Annotated in this window: 20 protein-coding genes; 13 read left to right on the top strand and 7 right to left on the bottom strand. The window is 72.2% G+C overall.

The features are described from left to right. Positions 1-116 precede the first annotated feature (116 nt). The 4 genes from PS467_RS21020 to PS467_RS21005 all read right to left on the bottom strand — a co-directional run bounded on the left by PS467_RS21020 (position 117) and on the right by PS467_RS21005 (position 4690). Positions 117-989 carry a BRO-N domain-containing protein gene (locus PS467_RS21020; protein WP_311036576.1) on the bottom strand — a complete coding sequence of 291 codons (873 nt, stop codon included), beginning with the start codon at positions 987-989 and terminating at the stop codon, positions 117-119. 118 nt (positions 990-1107) lie between these two features. Continuing rightward, the gene (locus PS467_RS21015; RefSeq protein WP_311036575.1) at positions 1108-1956 is read right to left on the bottom strand and encodes a hypothetical protein; all 849 of its coding nucleotides are present in this window, start codon (positions 1954-1956) and stop codon (positions 1108-1110) included. Between the two features lie 191 nt (positions 1957-2147). Further along, positions 2148-3347, bottom strand: a complete 1200-nt coding sequence (locus tag PS467_RS21010; protein WP_432280615.1) for a metallophosphoesterase — start codon at positions 3345-3347, stop codon at positions 2148-2150. A gap of 242 nt (positions 3348-3589) precedes the next feature. Further along, a complete protein-coding gene (locus PS467_RS21005) occupies positions 3590-4690 on the bottom strand; it encodes a LacI family DNA-binding transcriptional regulator (protein WP_268973186.1) in 1101 nt (366 codons plus the stop codon). Between the two features lie 405 nt (positions 4691-5095). Here PS467_RS21005 and hisC point away from each other — a divergent pair, with 405 nt between their 5' ends. From hisC to PS467_RS20975, 6 genes are all read left to right on the top strand, one after another. Continuing rightward, positions 5096-6175 (top strand): histidinol-phosphate transaminase, encoded by a 1080-nt coding sequence (gene hisC / locus PS467_RS21000; protein ID WP_311036574.1) that lies wholly within the window; start codon positions 5096-5098, stop codon positions 6173-6175. 221 nt (positions 6176-6396) lie between these two features. Next, the gene (locus PS467_RS20995; protein WP_311036573.1) at positions 6397-8040 is read left to right on the top strand and encodes a cytochrome ubiquinol oxidase subunit I; all 1644 of its coding nucleotides are present in this window, start codon (positions 6397-6399) and stop codon (positions 8038-8040) included. 16 nt (positions 8041-8056) lie between these two features. Continuing rightward, complete coding sequence (cydB, locus tag PS467_RS20990) at positions 8057-9064, top strand: cytochrome d ubiquinol oxidase subunit II (protein ID WP_268973183.1); 1008 nt, start codon at positions 8057-8059, stop codon at positions 9062-9064. 25 nt (positions 9065-9089) lie between these two features. Beyond that, positions 9090-12887 carry a thiol reductant ABC exporter subunit CydD gene (cydD, locus tag PS467_RS20985; RefSeq protein WP_311036572.1) on the top strand — a complete coding sequence of 1266 codons (3798 nt, stop codon included), beginning with the start codon at positions 9090-9092 and terminating at the stop codon, positions 12885-12887. 222 nt (positions 12888-13109) lie between these two features. Further along, on the top strand, positions 13110-14801 hold the full coding sequence (locus tag PS467_RS20980) for a sensor histidine kinase (RefSeq protein WP_311036571.1): 1692 nt from the start codon (positions 13110-13112) through the stop codon (positions 14799-14801). Positions 14802-15342: 541 nt separating this feature from the next. Then, positions 15343-16206, top strand: coding sequence for a hypothetical protein (locus PS467_RS20975; RefSeq protein ID WP_311036570.1), 864 nt, complete (start codon positions 15343-15345; stop codon positions 16204-16206). An 81-nt stretch (positions 16207-16287) separates the two neighbouring features. Here the strand turns inward: PS467_RS20975 and PS467_RS20970 are convergent, their stop codons facing one another. Beyond that, positions 16288-17169, bottom strand: a complete 882-nt coding sequence (locus tag PS467_RS20970; protein WP_311036569.1) for a Cof-type HAD-IIB family hydrolase — start codon at positions 17167-17169, stop codon at positions 16288-16290. 153 nt (positions 17170-17322) lie between these two features. On the opposite strand from PS467_RS20970, the gene PS467_RS20965 reads away from it, so the two are divergent. The 7 genes from PS467_RS20965 to PS467_RS20935 all read left to right on the top strand — a co-directional run bounded on the left by PS467_RS20965 (position 17323) and on the right by PS467_RS20935 (position 23653). Further along, positions 17323-18228 carry an LLM class flavin-dependent oxidoreductase gene (locus PS467_RS20965; protein WP_268973177.1) on the top strand — a complete coding sequence of 302 codons (906 nt, stop codon included), beginning with the start codon at positions 17323-17325 and terminating at the stop codon, positions 18226-18228. 89 nt (positions 18229-18317) lie between these two features. Continuing rightward, on the top strand, positions 18318-19226 hold the full coding sequence (htpX, locus tag PS467_RS20960) for a zinc metalloprotease HtpX (RefSeq protein ID WP_268973176.1): 909 nt from the start codon (positions 18318-18320) through the stop codon (positions 19224-19226). 3 nt (positions 19227-19229) lie between these two features. Continuing rightward, a complete protein-coding gene (gene pspAB, locus PS467_RS20955; RefSeq protein ID WP_311036568.1) occupies positions 19230-19814 on the top strand; it encodes a PspA-associated protein PspAB in 585 nt (194 codons plus the stop codon). A 215-nt stretch (positions 19815-20029) separates the two neighbouring features. After that, positions 20030-21097, top strand: a complete 1068-nt coding sequence (locus PS467_RS20950; RefSeq protein WP_311036567.1) for an ABC transporter ATP-binding protein — start codon at positions 20030-20032, stop codon at positions 21095-21097. Further along, positions 21087-21986, top strand: coding sequence for an ABC transporter permease (locus PS467_RS20945; RefSeq protein ID WP_311036566.1), 900 nt, complete (start codon positions 21087-21089; stop codon positions 21984-21986). Before PS467_RS20950 ends, PS467_RS20945 begins: the two co-directional genes overlap by 11 nt. Next, complete coding sequence (locus PS467_RS20940) at positions 21983-22909, top strand: ABC transporter ATP-binding protein (protein ID WP_268973171.1); 927 nt, start codon at positions 21983-21985, stop codon at positions 22907-22909. The genes PS467_RS20945 and PS467_RS20940 overlap by 4 nt, the downstream gene beginning before the upstream one ends. A gap of 15 nt (positions 22910-22924) precedes the next feature. Further along, positions 22925-23653 carry an ABC transporter permease subunit gene (locus PS467_RS20935; protein ID WP_311036565.1) on the top strand — a complete coding sequence of 243 codons (729 nt, stop codon included), beginning with the start codon at positions 22925-22927 and terminating at the stop codon, positions 23651-23653. A 74-nt stretch (positions 23654-23727) separates the two neighbouring features. Here the strand turns inward: PS467_RS20935 and PS467_RS20930 are convergent, their stop codons facing one another. Beyond that, positions 23728-23997, bottom strand: coding sequence for a hypothetical protein (locus PS467_RS20930; RefSeq protein ID WP_432280614.1), 270 nt, complete (start codon positions 23995-23997; stop codon positions 23728-23730). Positions 23998-24154: 157 nt separating this feature from the next. Then, positions 24155-25450 (bottom strand): CynX/NimT family MFS transporter, encoded by a 1296-nt coding sequence (locus PS467_RS20925; RefSeq protein WP_311036564.1) that lies wholly within the window; start codon positions 25448-25450, stop codon positions 24155-24157. Positions 25451-25505 lie beyond the last annotated feature (55 nt).

Raw genomic sequence — 25505 nt, 5'->3', positions numbered from 1 at the left:
GGTGGAGAGCCGTCAGGTTGCCGAACGGGTCACATGGCAGGACGGTCAGGCGCTACGCTGCGGGTCGGGTCCGAAGCCGCAACGTCGTTTTGCGACTTCGGACCCTTTCTGTGCGGCTACGCGGGCGGCAGCTCGGCCACGTAGACCGGATGCCCGCCGTCCGTCACCCCTTGCTGGCGGATGCAGCGGTGCTTCTGAAGGAACCGCAGACAGGCGTGGACCCGCTGGCGGGTGAGCCCCGTTTTGCTCGCGAGCGTCTCCAGCGAGTGACCGACCCGGCCGGCTTCCGCCAGTGTGGGGATGATGTAGACGGCCACCGCCCACACGTCCTCGGTGATGCTCAGCCGGTCCTTCCACTGCGCGAACAGGTCTTCCGTCCTGAGCCTCAGCTCTCGCTTGTCGGGTTCGGGCTCCGCGCCCGATCGGCAGCCCAGAGCATCGAGGATCTGTGACCATGCCTGCTCGGAGCGGTGGAGGGAATCCAGTACTTCCGTATGGAAGCGTTCGGTCCGCATCTCCAGTCGGACGATCGCGTCCATGAGCTCGGTCGGTGGTACGGGGCGGGAGACCTCCGAGACGTCCAGCGTGTACGAGCCCTCGCGCTGGATGGTGGCGATCACCCTCGACACCCACTGTTTGAAGGGCAGGCACGTGGGCTTGGTGCAGCCGTTCACCAGCTGGATCAAGCCTTGCAGATTCACCAGATGCAAGTCTCGACGCCACTCTCTGCCTGCGGGAACGCTGAGACCGTAACGTGAGGTTACACTCTCGAGAGTAGACTTTCCGCCAGGCTGCACATGATCTGCCAACGCCTTTCGGGGGTTCGTGTGGCCGAGTTCCGCACAGACGTCGACTGTCGGGAACCAATGCTCGCCGTCCGGCATGGTCAGCCGTCGCAGCCGGGCCCCCGTGGCCGCGTAGACGAAATCGTTGACGTCCATGGCGTCGCGCCGGGCCGATGATCCCTGCGGTGTGTTGTGTTTGCGCATCGCGCATCACCTCCGCGACGGACGCTAAACACAACCGGCGGGCAATTCCCCCGAACGGGCGGAAGTTCGCTCGATAGGCTGGTAATGGATCATTCCGTGGACAAACCGCCCACCAGTGCTAATCCGGCTGGTGTTCCGGCCCGCCGTAGTCGGGGCTGGTGTAGTCCGGGCTGCTGTAGTGGGGGCGGGACCTGGGGGTTTCGCGTTCGGTGCTGAAGCCGGGACGGCTGTAGCCGAGGTGCGGGGTGCGGCTGACGGTTTCGGGGTTTCTCGGGACGTAGGCGGAGGGGGACGGGGCCGAGGGGTTGGCCAGGGCCTCGCGGAGGAACGGCAGGATGCCGCGCTCCAGCAGGGCCTGGCGCCAGACCTCTCTGGCGCGGTCCACCTCCTCGAGCAGCTCGCTGCGCGCCTCGCCCCGGATCGCGCTGGAGCCGTTCCGCAGCGCGGTCAGGAGCAGGCCGACGGCGGCGACCAGGATGCCCGCGGCGGTCAGGGCGGCGAAGAGCCAGCCCGCGGTGACCATCGGCTGCGCGATGGACGGGGCGGGGTCCAGGACCTTGAGGACGTAGCCGACGATGAGGAAGATGATCGCGGCGGTTCCGGCGAGTACTGGGGCCAGCACCGCCAGCATGGCGACGAGCCCCGCCCCCGCGGCGTCCTGCATCGCGCCGGCGAGCCCCGCCGTGCCGTCCGGGTGCTCACGCTCACCGGCGTCCCCGCCGAGCGGGAAGCGCGGCATGGGCTCGCGCAGTTTGGCGCGAGTGGCGCGGTACTCCTGGTACTCGGCGGCCGCGCATGCCGAGATCGCGGCCGAGGCGCCGAGCGCCACGGTGCGCAGCTGTTCGGCGGTGAGCCGCTGCCCGATGCCGGTGAGGTCCGGGCGGCGGTCCGCGGTGCGCAGTGCCTCGTCGAGAACCCGCTCGAACTCCGGGCGGTCCTCGGGCAGCAGGTGCGGAGCGCTTTTCATGGGTGCATCCCCCGATGCTCCGTAGGGCCGTGACGCCGGCTTTCACCGGGCAGTCCGGCGGAAACGGAGGAGAGCCTGCGACGGATAAGCCGATGGTAGAGCCGATCCGGCGCGGGGTGACAGCAGGTTTCGCGAATTGCTTCCGCGCCGCGGAAACTGTCTATCTGCCCCGGGGAATGCCCGCTGAATCCTCAGTTGGCCAGCGGAAGTTGGACGACCAGCAGTTTTCCGGCCATGGTGATGCCGCCGTCCATGGCCACCGCGAGGTTGTCCGCGTAGACGTGCGGACCCTCGACGGCGGGCGTGCCGCCGTCCTCGCCGTCCTCCGAGCCGACCTCGCCGAGCAGATACGGGATGGGGCTGTGGCCGTGGACGATGCGCTGCCCGCCGTAGGTGTCGAGCAGTTCGCGGGCGGCTGTCGGCCCGGCCTCCTCGTCGCGGAAGGCGAACCGCTTGGTGAATTTGCGGAACAGGTCCCAGCACTCGTCGGCGTCGCTGCGCTGAAGTGTCTCGGTGACGGCGTCGTTGACGGCCTCGATCGAGTCGCCGTACTCCAGATAGGCGGTGGTGTCGGAGTGGACCAGCAGATGCCCGTCCTCCTCCGCCATCGCGTCCAGCCGGGACATCCACTGGACGTGGTGGTCCTCGAGCCGCTCCATGTCGGTGCGCTGACCGCCGTTCAGCAGCCAGGCGGCCTGGAAGGAGGCCGTTCCGGCACCGGAGTTGACGGGCGTGTCGCCGAATCGCTTGGCGCCGATCAGCAGCAGTTCGTGATTGCCCATCAGCGCCTTGCAGTAGCCGCCCGCGGCGGCGGCCTCGGCGGAAAGCTGCATGACCAGGTCGATGACGCCGATGCCGTCCGGGCCGCGGTCGGTGAAGTCGCCGAGGAACCACAGCCGGGCGTTGCCCGCGGCCCAGTTGCCCTTGGCGTCGATGAGGCCCTCGGCGGCGAGTGCCTCGCGCAGTTCGTCGTGGTAGCCGTGGACATCGCCCACGACGTACAGCGGGCCGGGGCCCTCGTCCTTGGCGAGCGGACCGTGCTCGGGCTCGGGCACCGGGGTGAGGGCGACGGTGGGGCGGTCCTGCGGCGGGACGAGCGGGGTGTCCGGGATGGTGTGTCCCGGGCCGAGGACGGGGAGCCGCTCGGTCGGGGTGTACTCGGCGGGCGGAAGCGTGGCGGGCGCGGGCGCCCCGGGGGCGGGCACGGGCTCTCCGGGCGCGGGCGCGGGCGGCGGTACGGGCGCGGCGGGGCCCGGTGCGGCGGGGGCGGAGCCGGGCGGTACGGCCGCGGGCGCGACCCCGCTGGGCGGGGTGGACGCGCCGTACGCGGGCACGGGTGGGATCGCGCCCGTGGTCCCTGCCGTGGCTTCCAGACCGGCCCCCTGAGTCATCGACCCCTCCACCATCACGCCGCCGTGCCACCTTGTGGACCTTGCCTGGTCGACGGCGGTCCGCGGTGTCGTCCGCCCATCATAGGAATGACCGTGAGGGCTTGTGACGCACCAGGGTGCCGTCAATCGGTGCTCACTCCTGCTTGGACGGACTTTTATCCCGGATTGGCCCGGTAGGGGAAGCCCATTGGCCTCAGGTCCTCCCCGGGTCATTCTCGGGACGTCCTTGAGTCAGCCTCAGTTCAGCCTCCGGCGCGGCTGCGCGGGGCGCTGACCGTCGTACGCGGCGGACGGCGCTGTGACGACGTCCGCACCATCAATTCGGTGGGTATGACCTGCTCGACCGGCTGGTCGGGGTCAAGGCCCTCGATGGCGTCGATGAGCAGCTGGACGACCGCCGTGCCGATCCGGCGGGGTTTGAGTGAGAGGGTCGTGATGGGTGGCTCGGTGGTGCGGTAAACGGTCGATTCGCTACAGCAGACCAGCAGCAGATCGTCCGGGACGCGCAGTCCGTAGCGGCGGGCGGCGGCGAGCAGATCGGTGCCGTTGGGGTCGAAGAGGCCGTAGACCGCGTCGGGGCGGTCGGGGCGGGCGAGCAGCCGGTCGGCGGCGACGGCCCCGGCACAGGGGTCGTGGGCCGGGTACGCCTCATAGACCGGGTCCTGTCCCACACGTTCGCACCAGCGCAGGTACGCCGTGGTGGACAGCCGGGTGTAGGTGTCGGTGGAGGTGCCGGTGAGCAGTCCGATCCGGCGGGCGCCGGCCTCGGCGAGATGGTCGAGCAGTCCGAGCACCGCCGCCTCGTGGTCGTTGTCGACCCAGGCGGTGACGGGCAGGGCGCCGGCCGGGCGGCCGTCGCTCACGACGGGGATGCCCTGACGCAGCAGCTCGGTGACGACCGGGTCGTGGTCGGAGGGGTCGATCACCACGGTGCCGTCGAGGGCGACGTTGGACCACACGTCGTGGCGGGAGGTGGCGGGGAGGATGACGAGGGCGTAGCCGCGGGCCAGCGCGGCGGAGGTGGCGGCCCGCGCCATCTCGGCGAAGTAGGCGAACTCGGTGAAGGTGAAAGGTTCATCCCCGTACGTGGTCACGGTCAGGCCGATGAGGCCGGACTTGCCGGTACGGAGGGTGCGGGCCGCTGCGGACGGGCGGTAACCCAGCCGCTCGGCGACCTCGCGGACATGGCGGCGGGTGGCCTCCGGGAGCCGGCCCTTGCCGTTGAGCGCGTCGGAGACGGTCGTGATCGAGACCCCGGCGGCGGCGGCCACGTCCCGGATGCCCGCCCGCCCTAACCGGCGGCCGGCCGACCGGCTCACCTGGTGCTTCCCTGCTGCTGTCATGGCCAGCCGATAGTAGGGCTCGGGCGGGCGGTCTGCGCGATTCCGCCATCGGTATTCGGAAGGCACGTTTCTGCATGAGCGCCTTCCTCAATTCCCTTGGAATGGAAGCCAGTTGGACCATCCGTCGGGCCTCTGCTCGCCTTTGGCATATCTATGCCTGCTGTTTGATACATGTCTCGAAGAGGTCTCAACTCACCTGCACGGGGGATGCGCGCCACGGCGCTCGCCACGGGCGCGCGCGGAAAAGCGGGGCGCTCCCCCCGGTCGGTACGCGGGCGCCGGGGGCGGGTACGCGGTGGCGCCCGGCGGGTACGCGGAACGGGGGAATCCTCATAAGGTGTGCAGTATTGCCGTGTGCGAACGCTGCACACGGCCCGGGACAGGATGGGTCGAGGAGGACTGTCGGTGACCGAGAAGAGCCCCAAGCTGCGCGCCGTGCTGGACGGCATTCCGACGTACAAGCCCGGCAAGCCGGCCGCCGCGGGCGGCCCCCGGGCCTTCAAGCTGTCCTCCAACGAGAACCCCTATCCGCCGCTGGCCGGGGTGCTGGAGACCGCGGCGAACGCCGCCGCCGCTCTCAACCGCTACCCGGACCTCGCCTGCACCGAGCTGATCGCCGAGCTCGCGGACCGCTTCGACGTGCCGCTGGAGCATCTGGCCACCGGGACCGGCTCGGTCGGCGTCGCCCAGCAGCTGGTCCAGTCCACGGCGGGGCCGGGCGATGAGGTGATCTACGCCTGGCGGTCCTTCGAGGCATATCCGATCATCACTCAGATCGCGGGCGCGACGTCGGTGCAGGTCCCGTTGACCGACGCCAAGGAGCACGATCTGGAGGCGATGGCGGACGCGATCACCGACCGTACTCGGCTGATTTTCGTCTGTAACCCCAACAACCCGACCGGCACCGTGGTGCGCCGCGCCGAGCTGGAGCGCTTCCTGGACCGGGTGCCGTCCGATGTGCTGGTGGTGCTGGACGAGGCGTACGTCGAGTTCATCCGGGACGAGCGGGTCCCCAACGGCGTCGACCTCTACCGTGACCGGCCGAACGTGTGCGTGCTGCGCACCTTCTCCAAGGCGTACGGCCTGGCCGGGCTGCGGGTCGGCTTCGCGATCGCTCATGAGCCGGTGGCGGCGGCGCTGCGCAAGACGGCGGTGCCGTTCGGCGTCAGCCAGCTCGCCCAGGACGCGGCGGTGGCCTCGCTGCGCAGTGAGGACGCGCTGCGGGAGCGGGTGGACGCGCTGGTCACCGAGCGGGGCCGGGTGTGGGAGGCGCTGGCCGCCCAGGGCTGGACGGTCCCGGACTCCCAGGCGAACTTCGTCTGGCTGCGGCTGGGGGAGCGCACGGCCGACTTCGCCGCGGCGTGCCAGGCGGCGGGCGTGGTGGTCCGGCCGTTCCCGGGTGAGGGGGTGCGGGTGACGATCGGCGAGCGCGAGGCGAACGAGATCTTCCTGCGGGCCGCGGAGGAGTTCCGCAAGGAGCTCTGAACCCGGCGCGGAGTGCCGGGCTCCGCGGGACGGCCGCCTCCGGAGCCGTCAAGGGGCCCATCGGGCCTTCCGTGCGCCGGGCAGCATACCCATACGTGTCCCATTCGCCCCCTACCCACCCCCGTGGGAGGGGGCGAAGCCATATGCGTATCATGGCTTGTGAATGTGAATACGTTCACAAGCTCGCTCGCGGGCAGGCACGACCGTAAGGAGAGATTCGGGTGAATCTGGCTCTGGCGCCGGAGACGCTGGCGCGATGGCAGTTCGGTATCACGACCGTCTACCACTTCCTCTTCGTGCCCCTGACGATCTCTCTCGCCGCGATCACCGCAGGTCTGGAGACCGCCTGGGTCCGCACGGGCAAGGAGAAGTACTTCCACGCCACCAAGTTCTGGGGCAAGCTCTTCCTGATCAACATCGCGATGGGTGTGGTCACCGGCATCGTGCAGGAGTTCCAGTTCGGCATGAACTGGTCGGACTACTCCCGCTTCGTCGGTGATGTCTTCGGCGCCCCGCTCGCGATGGAGGCCCTGCTGGCCTTCTTCTTCGAGTCCACCTTCATAGGTCTGTGGATCTTCGGCTGGGACAAGCTGCCCAAGAAGATCCACTGCGCCTGTATCTGGATCGTCTCGATCGGCACGATCCTCTCGTCGTACTTCATCCTGGCCGCCAACTCCTGGATGCAGCACCCGACCGGCTACACGATCGACAAGGCCACCGGAAAGGCCCAGCTCACCGACATCTGGGCGGTGCTGACCCAGAACACCACCCTGGTCGTGGTCTTCCACACGCTGACCGCGGCCTTCCTCACCGGCGCCGCCTTCGTGATCGGCGTCTCCTCCTTCCATCTGCTGCGGGCCAAGCGCCGCCGCGAGCGCGGCGAGGAGCTGGGTGAGAAGGGGACGAAGCGGATCGGCGCGATGCGGGCCTCGCTGCGGGTGGGTCTGGTCGTCGCGGTCATCGCCGGTCTCGGCACCGCGATCAGCGGTGACCAGCTCGGCAAGGTGATGTTCGAGCAGCAGCCGATGAAGATGGCGGCCGCCGAAGCGCTCTGGGACACCCAGGCACCCGCACCCTTCTCGGTCTTCGCCGTCGGCGATGTCAGCGAGGGCCACAACAGCGTCGAGCTGGAGGTGCCCGGGGTGCTCTCCTTCCTGGCGCACAGCAACTTCACCGACTCCGTCCCCGGTATCACGGACATCGCCCAGCGGGAGGCCGCCGCCTACGGCGGTCAGCCCGATGACTACATCCCCAGCATCTTCATGACCTTCTGGGGCTTCCGGCTGATGATCGGCTTCGGCATGACCTCGTTCGTCGCCGGACTCATCGGGCTGTGGACGACCCGGCGCAAGCGGTGGCTCGACCCCGCCTTCCGCACCGGCGAGGAGGAAGTCCCCCGGCTCATGCTCACCAAGAAGCGCGAGCTGAGCCCGCTGCTGTCCACCTGGTCCTGGCGCATCGGCATCCTCACCATGGGCTTCCCGCTGATCGCCAACTCCTTCGGCTGGATCTTCACCGAGATGGGCCGGCAGCCCTGGGCGGTCTACGGGCTGATGAAGACCGCCGACGCGGTCTCCCCCGGGGTCGGCCGGACCGAGGTACTGATCTCGCTCGGCGTCTTCACGCTGCTGTACGGGGTGCTCGCGGTGATCGAGGTGCGGCTGCTGACCAAGTACGCCAAGGCCGGACCGGACACCGACGAGAAGCCGCCCGCAAAGGACCCGAAGCTGCGGCTGCCCTCGGGTGGTCCCGGCGGTCCGGGCGGTCCGGGCGGTCCGGGTGGTCCGGGCGGTCCGGGTGGTCCGGCCGGCGGGGCCGCCGCCGAGGACGAGGACGCCGACAAGCCGCTGACCTTCGCGTACTGACGGCCCGGAGAGGATCATGCACCTTCACGACTTCTGGTTCCTGCTGATCGCCTTCCTGTGGACGGGCTACTTCTTCCTGGAGGGCTTCGACTTCGGCATCGGCGTACTGACCAAGCTGCTCGCCCGCGACCGCACCGAGCGCCGGGTCCTGATCAACACGATCGGGCCGGTGTGGGACGGCAACGAGGTCTGGCTGATCACGGCGGGCGGGGCGACCTTCGCGGCCTTCCCCGACTGGTACGCGACGCTCTTCAGCGGCTTCTACCTGCCGCTGCTGGCCATCCTGGTCTGCCTGATCCTGCGCGGTGTGGCCTTCGAGTACCGGCACAAGCGCCCCGAGGACCGCTGGCAGCGCAACTGGGAACATGTGATCTTCTGGTGCTCGCTGCTGCCCGCGTTCCTCTGGGGAGCGATCTTCGCCGCTCTGGTGCACGGGGTGCCGATCGGCCGGGACGGGAACTACGCGGGCGGTCCGACGGACCTGTTCACGCCGTACGCCCTGCTGGGCGGGGCGGTCACGCTGGTGCTGTTCACCTTCCACGGCGCCGTCTTCGCCGCACTCAAGACGGTCGGGGACATCCGGGTGCGGGCCCGGCGGTGCGCGACCGGGCTCGGGCTGGCCACCGTCGTGGTCTCGGTGCCGTTCCTGGTCTGGACGCAGAGCGACAGCGGGAACGCCCGCAGTCTGGTGGCGGTCGTCCTCGCCGTCCTGGCGCTGGCGGTGGCGCTGATCATGAACCAGCGGGGGCGTGAGGGCTGGGCGTTCGCGCTGTCCGGGGTGGCCATCGCGGCGGCCGTCGCGATGCTCTTCCTCGCCCTCTTCCCCGAGGTGATGCCCTCCTCGCTGGACCCGGCGTGGAGCCTGACGGCGGCGAACGCGGCCTCCAGCCCCTATACGCTCAAGATCATGACCTGGGTCGCGGGCATCATGACGCCGCTGATCATGGCGTACCAGGCGTGGACGTACTGGGTCTTCCGCAAGCGGATCGGCACCCACCACATCCCCGAGCCGGCCGGGCACTGAGCGCTCGCTGGATGGTGTGTTTCACGTGAAACCAATCGACCCCCGGCTGCTGCGCCACGCACGAGCCACCCGTTTCTTCCTGGCCGCCTCCGTGGCGCTGGGCCTGGCCGGAGCGGGACTGGTCATCGCGCAGGCGATGCTGATCGCCGAGATCGTGGTGGGTGCCTTCCAGCGGGGCGACGGCGTACGGGCGCTGATGCTTCCGCTGGGGCTGCTGGCGCTGGTCGCCGTCGGCCGGGCGGTCGTCTCCTGGCTGACCGAGCTGGCCGCCCATCGGGCGAGTGCGGCGGTCAAGTCGGAGCTGCGGCTGCGACTGCTGGAGCGGGCGGTGCGGCTGGGGCCGAGCTGGCTGGACTCCCAGCGGACCGGTGCGCTCACCACCCTCGCCACCCGGGGCATCGACGCGCTGGACGACTACTTCGCGCGCTATCTGCCGCAGCTGGGGCTGGCCGTGGTGGTGCCGGTGGCGGTGCTCGCCCGCATCGTCACCGCGGACTGGGTCTCGGCGCTGATCATCGTCGTCACGCTGCCGCTGATCCCGCTGTTCATGGCGCTCATCGGCTGGGCCACCCAGTCCCGGATGGACCGTCAGTGGCGGCTGCTGGCCCGGCTGTCCGGGCACTTCCTCGACGTCGTCGCCGGACTGCCGACCCTCAAGGTCTTCGGCCGGGCCAAGGCCCAGGCCGCTTCGATCCGTGCCATCACGGGCGACTACCGGCGGGCCACGCTCAAGACGCTGCGGCTGGCCTTTCTGTCCTCCTTCGCCCTGGAGCTGCTCTCCACGGTGTCGGTCGCGCTGGTCGCGGTCGACATCGGGATGCGGCTGGTACGCGGTGAGATGGACCTCTTCACCGGGCTGGTGGTGCTGGTACTGGCGCCCGAGGCGTATCTGCCGCTACGGCAGGTGGGCGCGCAGTACCACGCGGCGGCGGAGGGGCTGGCGGCGGCGGACGAGGTGTTCGCGGTGCTGGAGCGCGAACCCGCGCACAGGGGAGGTGTGTCCGCCCCCGACGCCCGGTCCGCCGCGCTCACGCTGGACGGGCTGGTGGTCCGCCACCCCGGGCGTACGGAACCGTCCCTCGCCCGGACCTCGTTCGAGATCCGCCCCGGGGAGACGGTGGCCGTCGTGGGGCCCAGCGGCGCCGGGAAGTCGACGCTGCTGGACGCCGTGCTGGGCTTCGCGGCGCCGGACGAGGGCCGGGTGCTGATCGGGGGACTGGACCTGGCCGCGCTGGACCCGGAGAGCTGGCGACGCCAGATCGCCTGGGTGCCCCAGCGCCCGTATCTCTTCGCCGGGACGATCGCGGAGAACGTCCGGCTGGCCCGGCCGGACGCCGATGACGAGGCGGTACGGACCGCCCTGCGGGACGCGGACGCGTATCGCTTCGTCTCCGCGCTGCCGGACGGGATCGAGACCCGGCTCGGCGAGATGGGCGCGGGGCTGTCCGCGGGCCAGCGGCAGCGGATCGCCCTGGCGCGCGCCTTCCTGGCCGACCGGCCGGTGCTGCTGCTGGACGAGCCCACGGCGAACCTCGACGGCGAGACGGAGGCGTCGGTCGTCGAGGCGGTGCGGCGGCTGGCCGAGGGCCGCACGGTGCTGCTGGTGGTCCACCGCCCGGCGCTGCTGCCGTTGGCCGACCGGGTGCTGCGCCTTCCGGGGACGGGTGGCGTCTCTGGGGCTGCTGGCCTTGGGGCTGTTGCCTCTGGGTCCGCTGCCTGTGGGTCCGCTGTCTCTGGGGCTGCTGCCTCTGGTGGGGATGCCGTTTGCGTGCCCGTCGCGTGTGCGGGTGGGCACCCGCGGGCCCAGGCGCGGGTATCCGGGCCGGAGGCGGCGGGTCCGGAGCTGGAGCGGTCGGGCTCGGAGCGGTCAGGGCCGGAGCGGTCGGGCCCGGGGCGGGTGCCGGTGGCCGTGTCGGGTGCCGCGCACGAGGCGACGGCGGACACCGGCCCCGGTGGACGGCCGGGTGAGGCGCGGACCGGGCCTGACGCCACGGGCCGGACCGTGCCGCACGGCCCCGCCGCGCGGGCACGGCGGGGTGCGTCGCGAGGCGCGCTCGCGCGGGTGCGCGGTACGGCGCGGGGGTGGCGCGGACGGTTCGGGCTGGCGCTGCTGCTCGGGAGCCTCGCCCTGCTGAGCGCGGTCGGGCTGATGGCCGTCTCCGGATGGCTGATCTCGCGGGCCGCGCAGCAGCCGCCCGTGCTCTATCTGATGGTGGCGGTCACCGCGACCCGGGCGTTCGGGATCGGCCGGGCCGCCTTCCGCTACGCCGAGCGCCTCGTCTCGCACGACGCCGTGCTACGGGTGCTGGCCGAACTGCGGGTCGCCGTCTACCGGAGGCTGGAGCGGCTCGCGCCCGCGGGGCTCGGCCGGACGCGCCGCGGCGATCTGCTGTCCCGGCTGGTGGCCGATGTGGACACCGTCCAGGACTACTTCCTGCGCTGGCTGCTGCCCGTGGGCAGCGCGCTGACCGTCGGCGTGGCCTCGGTGGGGTTCCTCACCTGGGTGCTGCCCGAGGCCGGGGCCGTACTGGCGGCGGGGCTGCTGGTGGCGGGGGTCGTGGTGCCCGCCGTGTCCGGGGCGGTCGCGCGGCGGGCGGAGCGCCGGCTGGCACCGGCGCGCGGTGCCCTGTCGGCGCAGGTCGTCGACCTGCTCGCGGGAACCGCTGAGTTGACCGTCGCGGGCGCGCTGCCGCGCCGGCTGGACGCGGTGCGCCGGGCCGACGGGGTGCTCACCCGGATCGCCCGGCGGGCGGCGGCCGCCACCGGCGCGGGCGCCGGGCTGTCCGCGCTGGTCTGCGGGCTGACCGTGGCGGCCGCGGCGTGGCTGGGGGTGCCGGCCGTGGCGGACGGCCGGATCCACGGGGTGTGGCTGGCGGTCGTGGTGCTGACCCCGCTCGCCGCCTTCGAGGCCGTCGCGGGGCTGCCACTCGCGGTGCAGCACCGGCAGCGGGTGCGGCGGGCCGCGGAGCGGGTGTACGAGGTGATGGACGAGCCGCTTCCGGTGCGCGAGCCCGACGAGGCGCGGCGCGAGAAGGCACCCGACGCCCCGTATCCGCTGGTGCTGCGCGGGATCACCGCGCGCTACTCCGGGCAGTCCGCCCCCGCCCTGGACGGATTCGGCCTGGAGCTGCGCCCGGGGCGCAGGGTCGCGGTCGTGGGCCCGTCGGGGGCCGGTAAGACCACCCTCGCCCAGGTGCTGCTCCGGTTCCTGGACGCCGACGGCGGCACCTACACCCTGGCCGGCCGGAACGCCGCCGCCCTGGACGGGGACGAGGTGCGCCGCCTCGTCGGCCTGTGCGCCCAGGACGCCCATGTCTTCGACAGCTCGCTGCGCGAGAACCTGCGGCTGGCGCGCCCCGCCGCGACCGAGGACGAGCTTCGCGCGGCGCTGGCCGCGGCCCGGCTGCTGGACTGGGTGGACGGGCTGCCGGACGGTCTGGACACGCTCGTGGGCGAGCAGGGGGCGCGGCTCTCCGGCGGCCAGCGACAGCGGCTGGCGCTGGCCCGCGCGCTGCTGGCGGACTTCCCGGTGCTGGTGCTGGACGAACCCGCCGAGCATCTGGACCTGCCCACGGCCGACGCGCTCACGGCCGACCTGCTGTCGGCGACCCGGGGGCGCACCACCGTCCTGATCACGCACCGGCTGGCGGGCCTCGACGCGGTCGACGAGGTGATCGTGCTCGACGGGGGCCGGGCCGTACAGCGCGGCACCTACCAGGACCTGGCCTCGGCCGACGGTCCGTTCCGCCGGATGCTGGAACGCGAGGCGGCGGAGGACGGCGTCGGCACCCTGGCGGTCGCGGGGCACCTGGGCGCCGCGTGAGGCGGGGGCCGGGCTGCGGCGCCCCTGAGGTTCTCAGCGTGCGGCGCTCCGTGAGACGGGTCCTTGGCGTGCGGCGCTCCGTGACACGTGTCCTGGCTGGGGGCGTGCCCTGCGGCGGGTTCACGCGAGTAGGGCGCTAGGCGGTCCTGGCGTGCGACGGCCCTGAGCGGGGTCCCGGTGCGGGCAGAGCGTTCGCCCGCGGTACTCACTAGGCTCGACGGCATGGCGGCCGCTGCTCCCTCCCCCGACCCCCTGGATATGGCCGCGGAGGCGACCCGCGGTCTGCGGGGGCTGTCCACCGAGCTCACGGCGCGGCTGCCGCGGCTGCTGGAGGCGATGCGCTCCCTCGGTACCGGGCCGGACCCGCACACCGTCCTCGACCGGATCGTCCGTACCGCGGCCGAGCTGGTGGGTGCCCGACGTGCCGCGATCGGGGTGCACGACCCCGGTGGGGACGCCGCCGGGGAGCGGGGTCTGGCCGATGTGGTCACATACGGCGCGACCGAGGCCGACCGGGAGCGGTGTGCGGCGCTGCTCGCCGACGAGCGGCGGGCCGGAGCGCCGGCGGCCCCCCGGGCTCCCCGGCCGCCGGGCGGGTATCTCTCCGTCCCCCTCCGGGTCGGGGAGGAGACCTTCGGCATCCTCTGTCTGGCCGGGAAACGCGGCGGCGGTCCGTTCACCGCGTCCGATCGCCATCTGGTCGAGGTGCTGGCGACCGAGGCGGGGATCGCCATCGGCCACACCCGCGTCCAGGGGGCCACCCGGCAGCGCGAGCGCTGGATCGAGGGATCGGTGGCGGTCACCCACGCACTGCTGTCCGGCGCCGCCGAGGACGGGCCGACCGTGATCGCCGAGAAGGCCCGGGAACTCGCGGACGCGGCGGCGGGGATCGTGCTGCTGCCGGAGGACGGCGGCGGGCTGAAGGTCGCGGCGGTGGCCGCCGGGGAGCCGTCCGCGCTGCTCGGCGCGGTGCTCCCGGCCCGCGCCCCGGCCGTACCGAGGCTGCTGGCCGGGCGGCCGGTCCGGATCGACGATCCGGCCGCCGATCCGCTGCTCAGTACCCTCCCGGGGCGCTACGGGCCGAGCATGATGCTGCCGCTGAGCAGCGGGGACCGGGTGCTCGGTGTGCTGGCCGTCCCGCGTGAGCACGGCGCCCGCCCGTTCACCGCCACCGAGCGCGCCCTGGCCGCCCAGTTCGCGGCCCAGACCGCGGTCGCGCTGGTGCTCGCCGAGGCGCAGCGCGACCGGGAGCGACTCGCGGTCCGTGAGGAGCGCGACCGGATCGCCCGCGATCTGCACGACCTCGTCGTCCAGCGGCTCTTCGCGACCGGGATGATGCTGGAGAGCGCGGAGCGCCGGGTGGACGCGCCGGAGGTGCGGGAGCTGATCGAGCGGGCCGTCGAGGAACTGGGCGCCACCGTCCAGGAGGTGCGCACGGCGATCTTCGCGCTGCAACAGGCCCCGCCGGAGGCACCGGCCGGGCTGCGCGGCCGGGTGCTGCGGGAGGTCGGCACGGCCGCCGTACCACTGGGCTTCCAGCCGTCCCTGACCTTCGTGGGCCCGGTGGACTCCCGGGTCGGCACGGTGATCGGCGCCCATCTCGTCGCGGCGCTGCGCGAGGCGCTGTCCAACGCCTTCCGGCACGCACGGGCGGACCGGATCGAGGTGGTCGTGGACGCGACCGCGCGGCTCGCGGACGGGCGGCCGGGGGTGCGGCTGACGGTCGCGGACGACGGGGTGGGCGTGCCCGAGGACGGGCGGCGCAGCGGCCTGGCGAACCTGGTGCGGCGGGCGGAGGCGCTGGGCGGGGCGAGCACCGTCGGCCCCGGACTCGGGGAAGGCGGGCGCGGTACGACGGTGGTGTGGGAGGCCCCCTTGCCGGGCGGTGAGGGGGCGCCAGACGCGGTGCCGTGAGGGGGCGGGCTGGCGCGGTGCCATGAGGGGGCGGGCTGACGCGGTGCCGTGGGTGGAGACGGGGCCGACGCGGCGCTGTGGAGCAGGGTGACGTGGCGTTGCGGGGGCTGACGCGATCCTGTGAAGAGGCTGACACGTCGCTGCGGAGGCGGAGGGGGCTGACGCGCGCCATGGGTGGCTGACCCGGCGCTGGGGGGACGGTGAGACGTCGCCTGTGGGGGAGTCGCCCCGCGCCGTGGCGGCACTGACAAGGCCGCGTGGGCGGCTGACGTGGTGCTGTGAGGGGGGTTCCGCGCCCCGCCTGACAGGCCGCCGTAGGGCGGCAGGCGCGGCGCGGTGGGATGGCCGACATGCCTCGGTGGGGCGGCTGTTGCTCGCCCGCTCGGGCCAACGCCTCACCTGCGCGTACCAACTATCACCTCGTCAGGATGCGGGCCGTGGTGACCGACGGTGGGATGAGCCTCGCGGGCCGTTCGGTCCTCCGTATCCCATCGCACTCCGCGACAGCTGTTGGCCCGACCGCGGGGAAGGAAGTCATGAAGTGAACAGCCACAGTCCCACTCCCAAGCGATCCCGGACGCGCCGCCGGGTCCTCTTCGCCACCGTCGCCGCGGCGGCCCTCACCGGCCAGGTCCTGACCATGTCCCCCGTGGCCGCGGCGGATGACAGTGCCACGACGAGCCTTGGCGGCCGGCCGAAGCCCCCCAGGCCGCCGTCCATCATCCACGGGATCCAGGAGTTCACCGCGGACGGCACCTTCACGCCTCCCGCGGGCGTCACCTCGGTGCACATCCAGGCATGGGGAGCGGGTGGCGGTGGCGGCGGTGGCGGTGGCGCCAGCGTTCCGACGGCGAGCACCGGCGCCGCCCCCGGCGGCACCGGCGGTGGCGGTGGCTCCGGCGGCTTCGTCTGGTGTGTCATCCCGGTCACGCCGTTCACCACCTACACGGTCGACCTGGGTGCCGGCGGTCCGGGTGGTCCTGGTGGTGCCGGCGGTCCGGCCACTGGTGGGCCCGGCCAGACCGGGCAGGCCGGCCAGGCCGGGACCTCGACGACCCTGGCCTCTGGCGGCGGCGTCCAGCTCACCGCCACCGGCGGCCACCCCGGCCAGGCCGGCCAGGGTGCCACCGGGAGCACCGCGGGTATCCCGGGCGCCGGCGGCTCAGGCGGTACCGGTTCCACTTGCAACAGCTTCTCCGTGGTGACCCGCAACGGTGAGAACGGAGAGAACGGCGCCGCCGGCGGTGAGGGCGGCGACGCGGTCGACGGCATCGTGGAGCTGCCCCCGCTGAACAGCAGCACGGGTGGTGACGGTGGCCAGGGTGGCCCCACCGGCAGCACCCCCGGGGCCTCGGGCGCCAACGGCACCAACGGTGGCAACGGCTACCTGGTCGTCTTCTGGTAGTCCCAGCTTCTGGCAGTCCCAGCCGTCCGACCGCCCCGGGCCGTGTGGCCGGGGGCGGTTCCGGCTGTTCCGCCCGGTCGGTCAGCCCGCCAGGAACCGCTCGATGACCGCGGCGACGCCGTCCTCGGTGTTGCTCGCCGTGCGGTGGGTGGTCGCGGCGAGCACATCCGGGTGGGCGTTGGCCATCGCGTACGAGGTGCCCGCCCATATCAGCATCTCCAGGTCGTTGGGCATGTCCCCGAACGCCACGACCTCCTCGGCGGATATCCCGCGCTCGGCACAGCACCGGGCCAGGGTGCTGGCCTTGCTGACCCCGCGACCGCTGACCTCCAGCAGGGCGGACGGGCTGGAGCGGGTGAAGTCGCCGTGCGTCCCGGCCACCGAGCGGGCCAGCTGGAGGAAGGCGTCGGGCGCAAGCTCCGGGTGGTGGGCGAGCAGCTTGAGGACCGGCGTGTCGGCGTGGGCGAAACCGTCGTGGAGCAGCTTCTCGGCGGGGGCGACGATCGCGCCCGGGTCGAGGTGGAAGGGCGGGTACTGCGGTTCGTAGAAGATTCCGCCGCTGCGCTCGATCGCGAAGGACGTGCCGGGAGCCGCTTCGCGCAGCACCTCCACCACGGCGAGGGCTCGGTCGGCGGCCAGCGGGCGGACCTCGATCGGCAGCCCGCCCCGGTGCAGATCGACCACGGCGGCGCCGTTGGCGCAGATCGCCAGGCCGTGGCCGTGCACATGGGCGCTGACGACGTCCATCCAGCGGGCCGGCCGGCCGGTCACGAAGAACACCTCGATGCCCGCCCGCTCGGCCGCCGCGAGCGCCGCGACGGTGCGGTCGGAGACCGTCTTGTCGTCCCGCAGCAGGGTGCCGTCGAGGTCGGTGGCGATCAGCCGGGGCCGGGCCGGGGCGGGACGGGAGGGCTCTGTGGCCGGGGTGTTCGGCCGCTCGGTCGCAGGAGTCACGGCAACCATCCTCCCGCATATGCGCTCATCGGTGAGGCGACGGTGCTCGGCTGCGGCCTCCGGCGCCGTTCCCGGGACCCCGGCGCCGTTCCCGGGGTTCCGGCGCTGTACCCGGGGCCCCGGCGGTGCGGCGTTGTCACACCCGCCGCTTAGGCTCCCGGTATGCGACTGAGCACCGTGATCCTGCCCGTCCGCCGCTGGACCGAGGGCGGCCGGGAGGTATGGCAGCGCGCCGAGGAGCTGGGTTTCCACGCCGCGTACACCTATGACCATCTGTCCTGGCGCAGTTTCCGCGACGGGCCCTGGTTCGGGGCCATACCCACCCTGACGGCGGCCGCGGCGGCGACCTCGCGGATGCGGCTGGGCACCCTGGTCACCTCCCCCAACTTCCGCCATCCCGTGACGCTGGCCAAGGAGCTGATCACGCTGGACGACGTGTCCGGCGGGCGGATCGGGCTGGGCATCGGCGCGGGCGGCTCCGGCTTCGACGCGACGGCGCTGCTGCGCGGCGGTGAGGAGCCGTGGTCGCCGAGGGAGCGGGCGGACCGGTTCGCCGAGTTCGTCGAGCTGCTCGACCGGCTGCTGACCCACGATGTGGTGACGTACGAGGGCACCCACTACAGCGCGCACGAGGTGCGCAACATCCCCGGCTGTGTGCAGCCGTCGCGCATTCCGTTCGCGGTGGCCGCCACCGGTCCGCGTGGGATGCGGCTGGCGGCGCGGTACGGCCAGGCGTGGGTGACCACGGGCGATCCGAAGATCTCCGAGACGGGCACCCCGGCCGATTCGCTGGCGGCCATCGGCGGGCAGCTCGCGCGGCTGGGCGAGGCGTGCGAGCAGGCCGGACGGGACCCCGACGATCTCGACGCGGTGTTGCTCACCGGTTTCACCCCGGACCCCGGGCGGCCGCTGAGCTCGGTGGACGCCTTCGTGGACTTCGCCGGGCGCCATGCCGAGCTGGGCATCGACGAGATCGTGCTGCACTGGCCGATCCCCGATTCGGTCTTCGCGGCCGACCTCGACGTCTTCGAGAAGATCGCCACGGAGGGTGCGGCGCAGATCGCCTGATGAGGCACCTTACGCCTCTTATATCGCTTATGCCGCGATAAGCGGCAGAATCGGGTATAGGGCTTTGGCGTCGCCAGGGGAGGTGTCCCATGCCGCATACCCGCTATGCCCCTGACCGGGGGCTGACCGCCCGCATGGTCACGACGATGTTCTTCATCGGGCTGCTCTATGTGGTCTTCATCGGTGTGCTGCTCGCGCTGTTCAAGGGCGCCTGGCCGCTGATCGTGATCATCGCGGGCGGGCTGTTCGTGGCGCAGTTCTGGTTCAGCGACCGGATCGCGGCCTTCAGCATGGGCGCCCGGGAGGTCAGCCCGCGGCAGGCGCCCGAGCTGCACGGTGCCGTGGACCGGCTGTGCGCGCTCGCGGACATGCCCAAGCCACGGGTGGCCATCGCCGACACCGATGTGCCCAACGCCTTCGCCACCGGCCGCAACCAGCAGAACGCCCTGGTGTGCGCCACCACGGGGCTGCTGCGCCGGCTGGAGCCGGAGGAGTTGGAGGGCGTTCTCGCCCATGAGCTGTCGCATGTGGCACACCGCGATGTGGCGGTCATGACCATCGCCTCCTTCCTCGGCGTCCTGGCGGGCATCATGACCCGCGCGGCGCTGTGGGGCGGGCTCAGCCGGGGCAGCCGCAACAGCAACGCGGGCATCGCGGTGCTGCTCATTCCGCTGGTCAGCGCCGTGGTCTACGCGATCAGCTTTCTGCTGACCCGGCTGCTGTCCCGCTATCGCGAGCTGTCCGCCGACCGCGCCGGTGCGCTGCTGACCGGGCGTCCCTCCGCGCTCGCCGCCGCGCTGACCAAGGTGACCGGGCAGATGGCCCGGATTCCGACCCGCGATCTGCGCAAGGTCGAGCCGTTCAACGCCTTCTTCTTCGCCCCCGCGCTCTCCGGGGAGAGCGTCAGCCGGCTGTTCTCCTCGCATCCGACGCTGGAGCGGCGGCTCGAGGGGCTCGCCCGCGTCTCCGCCCAGCTGGGCCAGGCGGGAAGGGGCTGAGGCGTGGGGTTCTGGGACGCCCTCCTGGGCCGCAGCAAGCCGGTGCGCCCCGACCTCGACCGGCTCTTCGGGCTCCCCGGGGCCGCGGTCAGCCTGGAGGCGGGGTCGGGGTTCACCCCGACCGGACAGGGTTCGGTCTGTTTCGCGAGTGTGGAGGGCGGCGCCTTCTCCCAGCTCCAGCGGGATGTGCGGGAGCTGCTGGACGCGGACACGGACCGGGGCGGGGTGCCGGTGGAGTTCAGCCAGGACGCGTACGGCTTCACCTGGCTGCTGGCCCGGCAGCCGCCGGACGATGTGGCGGCCCTGGTGAACGACCTGCACGCGGTCAATTCGCTGCTCCAGGACGGGGGGTTCGGCCCGCAGCTGCTGTGCTCGCTGATCGGCTTCCGGGACGCGGCGGGGCGTTCCCTCGCGCTGGTGTATCTCTACAAGCGCGGCACCTTCTACCCCTTCGCGCCGCTGCCGGGCGGCACGGAGCGGCGGGACAACGCGCTGGAGCTTCAGGTGCGGGCGCTGCTCGGGGACGATCTGCGGATCGAGCAGGATCTGAGCCGCTGGTTCCCGGTCTGGGGCGCGCCGGGTCTCTAGGACCTGCCGTCAGGGTTCGTCGTCAGGATCTGCCGTCAGGACCTGCCGTCAGGGTTCGTCGTCAGGGCCTGTCGCCGATCGTCGCCCACACCGGGCTCAAGTCCCGCCAAGGTTGTGGATACCCTCGGTAACCCCCTCCGGTCAGGGGCCCGTCCCTTACGGGCGCGTCAGACCCGAGGACTAGACGAATCCCACCGTCTGGAGGGACGTCGTCCGTGCCTCACACCACTACGGTCGAAGACGTGACTGTGATCGCCACCGAAAGTCTGAGCAAGCGGTTCCCCCGGGTCACCGCGCTCGACCGGCTCTCCGTCGACATCGCGCCAGGCGTTACCGGCCTGGTGGGTGCCAACGGCGCCGGTAAGTCCACGCTGATCAAGATCCTGCTCGGGCTGTCGCCCGCCAGCGAGGGTCGCGCCACCGTGCTCGGTCTCGACGTGGCCAAGGACGGCAGCGCCATCCGCGAAAGCGTCGGCTACATGCCCGAGCACGACTGCCTGCCGCCCGATGTCTCGGCGACCGAGTTCGTCGTCCACATGGCGCGCATGTCCGGGCTGCCGCCGTCCGCCGCCCGTGAGCGCACGGCCGACACCCTGCGCCATGTCGGGCTGTACGAGGAGCGATATCGCCCCATGGGCGGCTACTCCACGGGCATGAAGCAGCGGGTCAAGCTCGCCCAGGCCCTGGTGCACGATCCGCGTCTGGTGCTGCTGGACGAGCCGACCAACGGACTGGACCCGGTCGGCCGCGATGAGATGCTGGGCCTGATCCGCCGCGTCCACACCGACTTCGGCATCTCGGTCCTGGTCACCTCGCATCTGCTCGGCGAGCTGGAGCGCACCTGCGACCACGTGGTGGTCATCGACGGCGGCAAGCTGCTCCGCTCCAGCTCCACCAGCGACTTCACCCAGATGACGGCCTCGCTCGCGGTCGAGGTGACCGACACCGCCGACCACCCGGACGGCACCGCGGCGCTGCGCACCGCCCTGGACCGGGCCGGGCTCACCGTCCAGCCCGCCGGCCGGGGTGCCGACGGGGCGCCCGGCTCCGACCACGTGCTGCTGGTCGACGTCGCGGGGGAGGCGACGTACGACACGGTCCGGGACACCATCGCCGGCCTCGGCCTCGGCCTGGTCCGCATGGAACAGCGCCGCCACCGCATCGCGGAGATCTTCCGGCCCGACGCCGACGACGAGGGCGCCGACACGGACGCCTACGCCGACACCGACGCCGACGAGGGCGCGAAAGCGAACGCGAACGGAGGTGCCGTCGATGCCGCCTGAGACCGTGACCCAGCAGCGCGCCGACGTCATTCACAACATCGGCTACCGCCACTACGAGGGCCCGCGCCTGGGCCGCGCCTACGCCCGCCGCTCGCTCTTCTCCCAGAGTCTGCGCGGCGCCTACGGCCTCGGCCGCTCCGCGAAGTCCAAGGTCGCGCCGATGCTGCTGTTGGCCGTGATGTGCATGCCCGCCGCGATCATCGTCGCGGTCGCCGTCGCCACCAGCGCGGAGAAGCTGCCCGTCCAGTACACCCGCTACGCGATCATGCTCCAGGCCGTCATCGGCCTCTACACCGCCTCCCAGGCGCCGCAGTCCGTCTCCCGGGACCTCCGCTTCCGGACGATCCCGCTCTACTTCTCCCGCCCCATCGACACGATGGACTACGTGGTGGCCAAGTTCGCCGCCATGGCCTCCGCCCTGTTCATCCTCACCGGCGCGCCCCTGCTGATCCTCTACGTCGGGGCACTGCTCGCCAAGCTCGACTTCGCCGATCAGACGAAGGGCTTCGCACAAGGACTGGTCTCCGTGGCTCTGCTCTCCCTCCTCTTCGCCGGTCTCAGCCTGGTCATCGCCGCGCTCACCCCGCGCCGCGGCTTCGGCGTCGCCGCCGTCATCGCCCTGCTGACCATCTCCTACGGCGCGGTGTCCGCCGTCCAGGCCATCGCCTGGGACCAGGGCAGCACCGGCGCGGTGAGCTGGATCGGGCTGTTCTCGCCGATCACCATCATCGACGGGGTGCAGACGGCGTTCCTCGGCGCCGGCTCCTCCTTCCCCGGCGAGTACGGCCCCGGCACCGGGACCGGGTTCGTCTACCTCCTCGTCCTCCTCGGCCTGATCGCCGGCTCGTACGGGCTGCTGATGCGCCGCTACCGAAAGGTCGGCCTGTGACCACGATCGCCATCGACAACGTCTCCCGCTGGTTCGGGAACGTCGTGGCCGTCAACGACGTGACCATGACCATCGGCCCCGGGGTCACCGGGCTGCTCGGCCCCAACGGCGCCGGGAAGTCCACCCTCATCAACATGATGGGCGGCTTCCTGGCCCCCTCCACCGGATCGGTGACCCTCGACGGCGCCCAGATCTGGCGCAATGAGCAGGCCTACCGCCACATCGGCATCGTCCCCGAGCGCGAGGCGATGTACGACTTCCTCACCGGCCGTGAGTTCGTGATCGCCAACGCCGAGCTGCACGGGCTGCCCGATCCGCGCGCCGCCGCCCGTAAGGCGCTCGACACCGTCGAGATGGACTACGCGGGCTCCCGCAAGATCGCCACGTACAGCAAGGGCATGCGCCAGCGGGTGAAGATGGCCTCCGCGCTGGTGCACGAGCCGTCGGTGCTCCTGCTGGACGAACCGTTCAACGGCATGGACCCGCGGCAGCGGATGCAGCTCATGGATCTGCTCCGGCGGATGGGCGCGGAGGGCCGCACCGTGCTGTTCTCCTCACACATCCTCGAGGAGGTCGAACAGCTGGCGGCGCACATAGAGGTGATCGTCGCGGGCCGGCACGCCGCCTCCGGCGACTTCCGCAAGATCCGCCGGCTGATGACGGACCGTCCGCACCGCTATCTCGTCCGGTCCAGCGACGACCGCGCGCTCGCGGCCGCCCTGATCGCCGACCCGTCGACCACCGGAATCGAGGTCGACGCGAGCACCGGCGCCGACGGCGGACTGCACATCCAGGCCGTCGACTTCGCCCGGTTCACCGAACTGCTCCCCCGGGTCGCCCGTGACCAGGGCATCCGGCTCCTCACGGTCTCGCCCTCCGACGAGTCCCTGGAGAGCGTCTTCTCCTACCTCGTCGCGGCCTGAAAGGAGCCCACAGCGATGTCCTCGCTCTACCACCCCACCGTCGCGCGGCTCACCTACCGGGCCCTGCTCGGCCGCCGCCGGGCGCTGATCCTCTTCACCCTGCCCGGTCTGCTGCTGCTGATCTCGCTCGCCGTACGGCTGCTGACCGGAGCGGACGACAACACGGCCGACGCGATCCTCGGCGGCTTCGCGATGGCCACCATGGTCCCGCTGATCGGCGTGATCGCCGGTACGGGCGCGATCGGCCCGGAGATCGACGACGGCTCGGTCATCTATCTGCTGGCCAAGCCGGTGAAGCGACCGACGATCATCATCACCAAGCTGGTCGTGGCGATCGGCGTCACGGTCGCCTTCTCCGCGATCCCCACCCTGCTCGCGGGCTTCCTGCTCAACGGCAACGCCCATCAGCTGGCCGTCGGCTACGCCGTCGCCGCCGCCGTGGCCTCGGTCGCCTACAGCGCGATCTTCCTGCTGCTGGGCACCGTGACCCGGCACGCGGTGATCGCCGGTCTGGTCTACGCCCTGGTCTGGGAGACCTTCTTCGGCAGCCTGGTGGACGGGGCCCGCAAGCTCAGCGTGCAGCAGTGGGCGCTGGCGCTCGCGCAGAAGGTCGAGGACGGCGATGTGATCTCGTCGGACGTCGGCCTGACGACCGGTGTCATCCTGCTGCTGGCCGTGACCGGGGCCGCGACCTGGTACGCGGGCCGCAAGCTGCGCTCGCTGACCCTCGCCGGGGAGGAGTGACCACCCGCGCGGGGTGACGCCCGGCGCGCAGGGGCTTATGCGGACACCCCGTGCCCAGAGGGCTCATGCGCGCCTTACGGCCGCCACCGCGCCGGGACGGCGGAGCGGCCGCCGGTCGTCTCCGCGGTGGCGGCGGTCGTCGTGACGGCCGCCGCAGCGAAGCGCGTGGGGGCCGCGTTGGCCTTGTCCAGGGCCGAGGCCACGGTCGCGGACGAACCGAGCAGCACGGTCGCCGCCACACACACCACGGTCCAGGGAGCCCGCAGCAGCTTCCGCCACGGCCGCCGGGTGCCCGCCGTGGCCCGCGTGCCCTGGGTGGTCTCCGCCTCGTCCATGCCGCTCATCCCGTCCTCCGGTCCTCGTCGGTGCCGATGACACCGAGAGTGGCGGCGGGAGTTGTCGAGCGGCCCTCTGCGGGCTGAGGACCGGCTGTGAAAGCGTCGGACCGCGCACGGAGTGCGGCCAGTTGAGCCGCTCGGACTCCCGGAGCGGTCAAGGAGCTCAGGACCGGATCTTACGGTCGCGTCCCGCGCCCAGGCCCAGCACCGCGAGCGCCCCGCACACCGTCAGCATCAGCGTGAGCGGCACGGTCCAGCCCCCGGTGGCCTGGTGCACCGCGCCGAGCACCAGCGGGCCCGCGGCGGCGAGCAGATAGCCCCAAGTCTGCGCCATTCCGGACAGGCGCGCGGAGGTGTGGGCGTCCCCGGTCCGCAGCACCATCATGGTCAGCGCCAGCCCCACGGCCCCGCCCTGTCCGACGCCGATCAGCGCCGCCCACACCCAGGCACCGGCGACGGGGGCCACCAGCATGCCCGCGATACCGGACGCCATCAGCGCCGCTACGGCGACGGCCAGCGACCGCTGGGAGCGCATCCGCCCGGCGAGGGTGGGCACCACGAACGAACCGACCATCTGGAGCATGTTGCTGAACGCGAACACCAGCCCGGCCGTGCTCTTGCTCATACCGTGGTCGGTGAAGATCGTCGGCATCCACGCGACGCAGACGTAGGCGATCAACGACTGCAACCCCATGAACAGCGTGACCTGCCAGGCCAGCGGGGAGCGGCTCAGCCTCGGCCCCGCCGCGGCCGGCGTCGTCCTCGCCGGAGTCGCCGCGGGCTCACCGTGGTGCGTTCCGCGCCGGGCGAGCACCGTCTGCGGTATCCAGACCAGCGTCGCGACCGCGGCCGGCAGCGCCCAGAAGGCGAGCGAACCCCGCCAGCCGCCGAGCGCGTCCTCCAGGGGCACGGCGGAGGCGGCGGAGACCGTCGCACCGGCGATCATCGAGGTGGTGTAGAGCGCGGTCATCCCGGCGGCCCGGTGCGGGAAGTCACGCTTGACCAGGCCCGGCATCAGCACATTGAGGAACGCGATCCCGCTGCCGACGAGGGCGCCGCCGGCGAAGAGCGCCGTCACGGGCGACGCCACGCGCAGCAGTACGCCGCCGAACAGCAGCACCAGCGCGCCCAGCAGCACGGCCTCGGTGCCCCAGCGCCGGGCGAGCCGGGGTGCGAAGGGCGAGGCGAGGCCCATGAAGATCAGCGGAATGGTGGTGACCAGACTGCCCGCGGTCGCGGACAGCCCGAAGTGGCCGCTGATCTCACCGAGGAGCGGGGAGACCCCGGCGAGCGCGGCCCGCATGTTGAGCGACGCCAGCACGATGCCGATCAGCAGGAGCGCGGGGTGGGCCCGCAGGGTGCGCCGCGCGGCGGCCACCTCGCGGGTCGGCCGCAGATCCGTCTCGGCGTCCACCGGCAGGGGTTCGGCCTCGGGGCCGGGGGCGTGCGGGCGTGGCAAGAAGAGCTCCGTTCCGACGTGGTGAGGTGGGGTGAGGTGGCGGGGTAGTGGGTGG

The sequence above is a fragment of the Streptomyces luomodiensis genome, assembly GCF_031679605.1.
Lineage (GTDB): Bacteria > Actinomycetota > Actinomycetes > Streptomycetales > Streptomycetaceae > Streptomyces > Streptomyces luomodiensis.
Note: the sequence above shows the minus strand (reverse complement) of the source record. Positions and strands in the feature narration are given on the sequence as shown.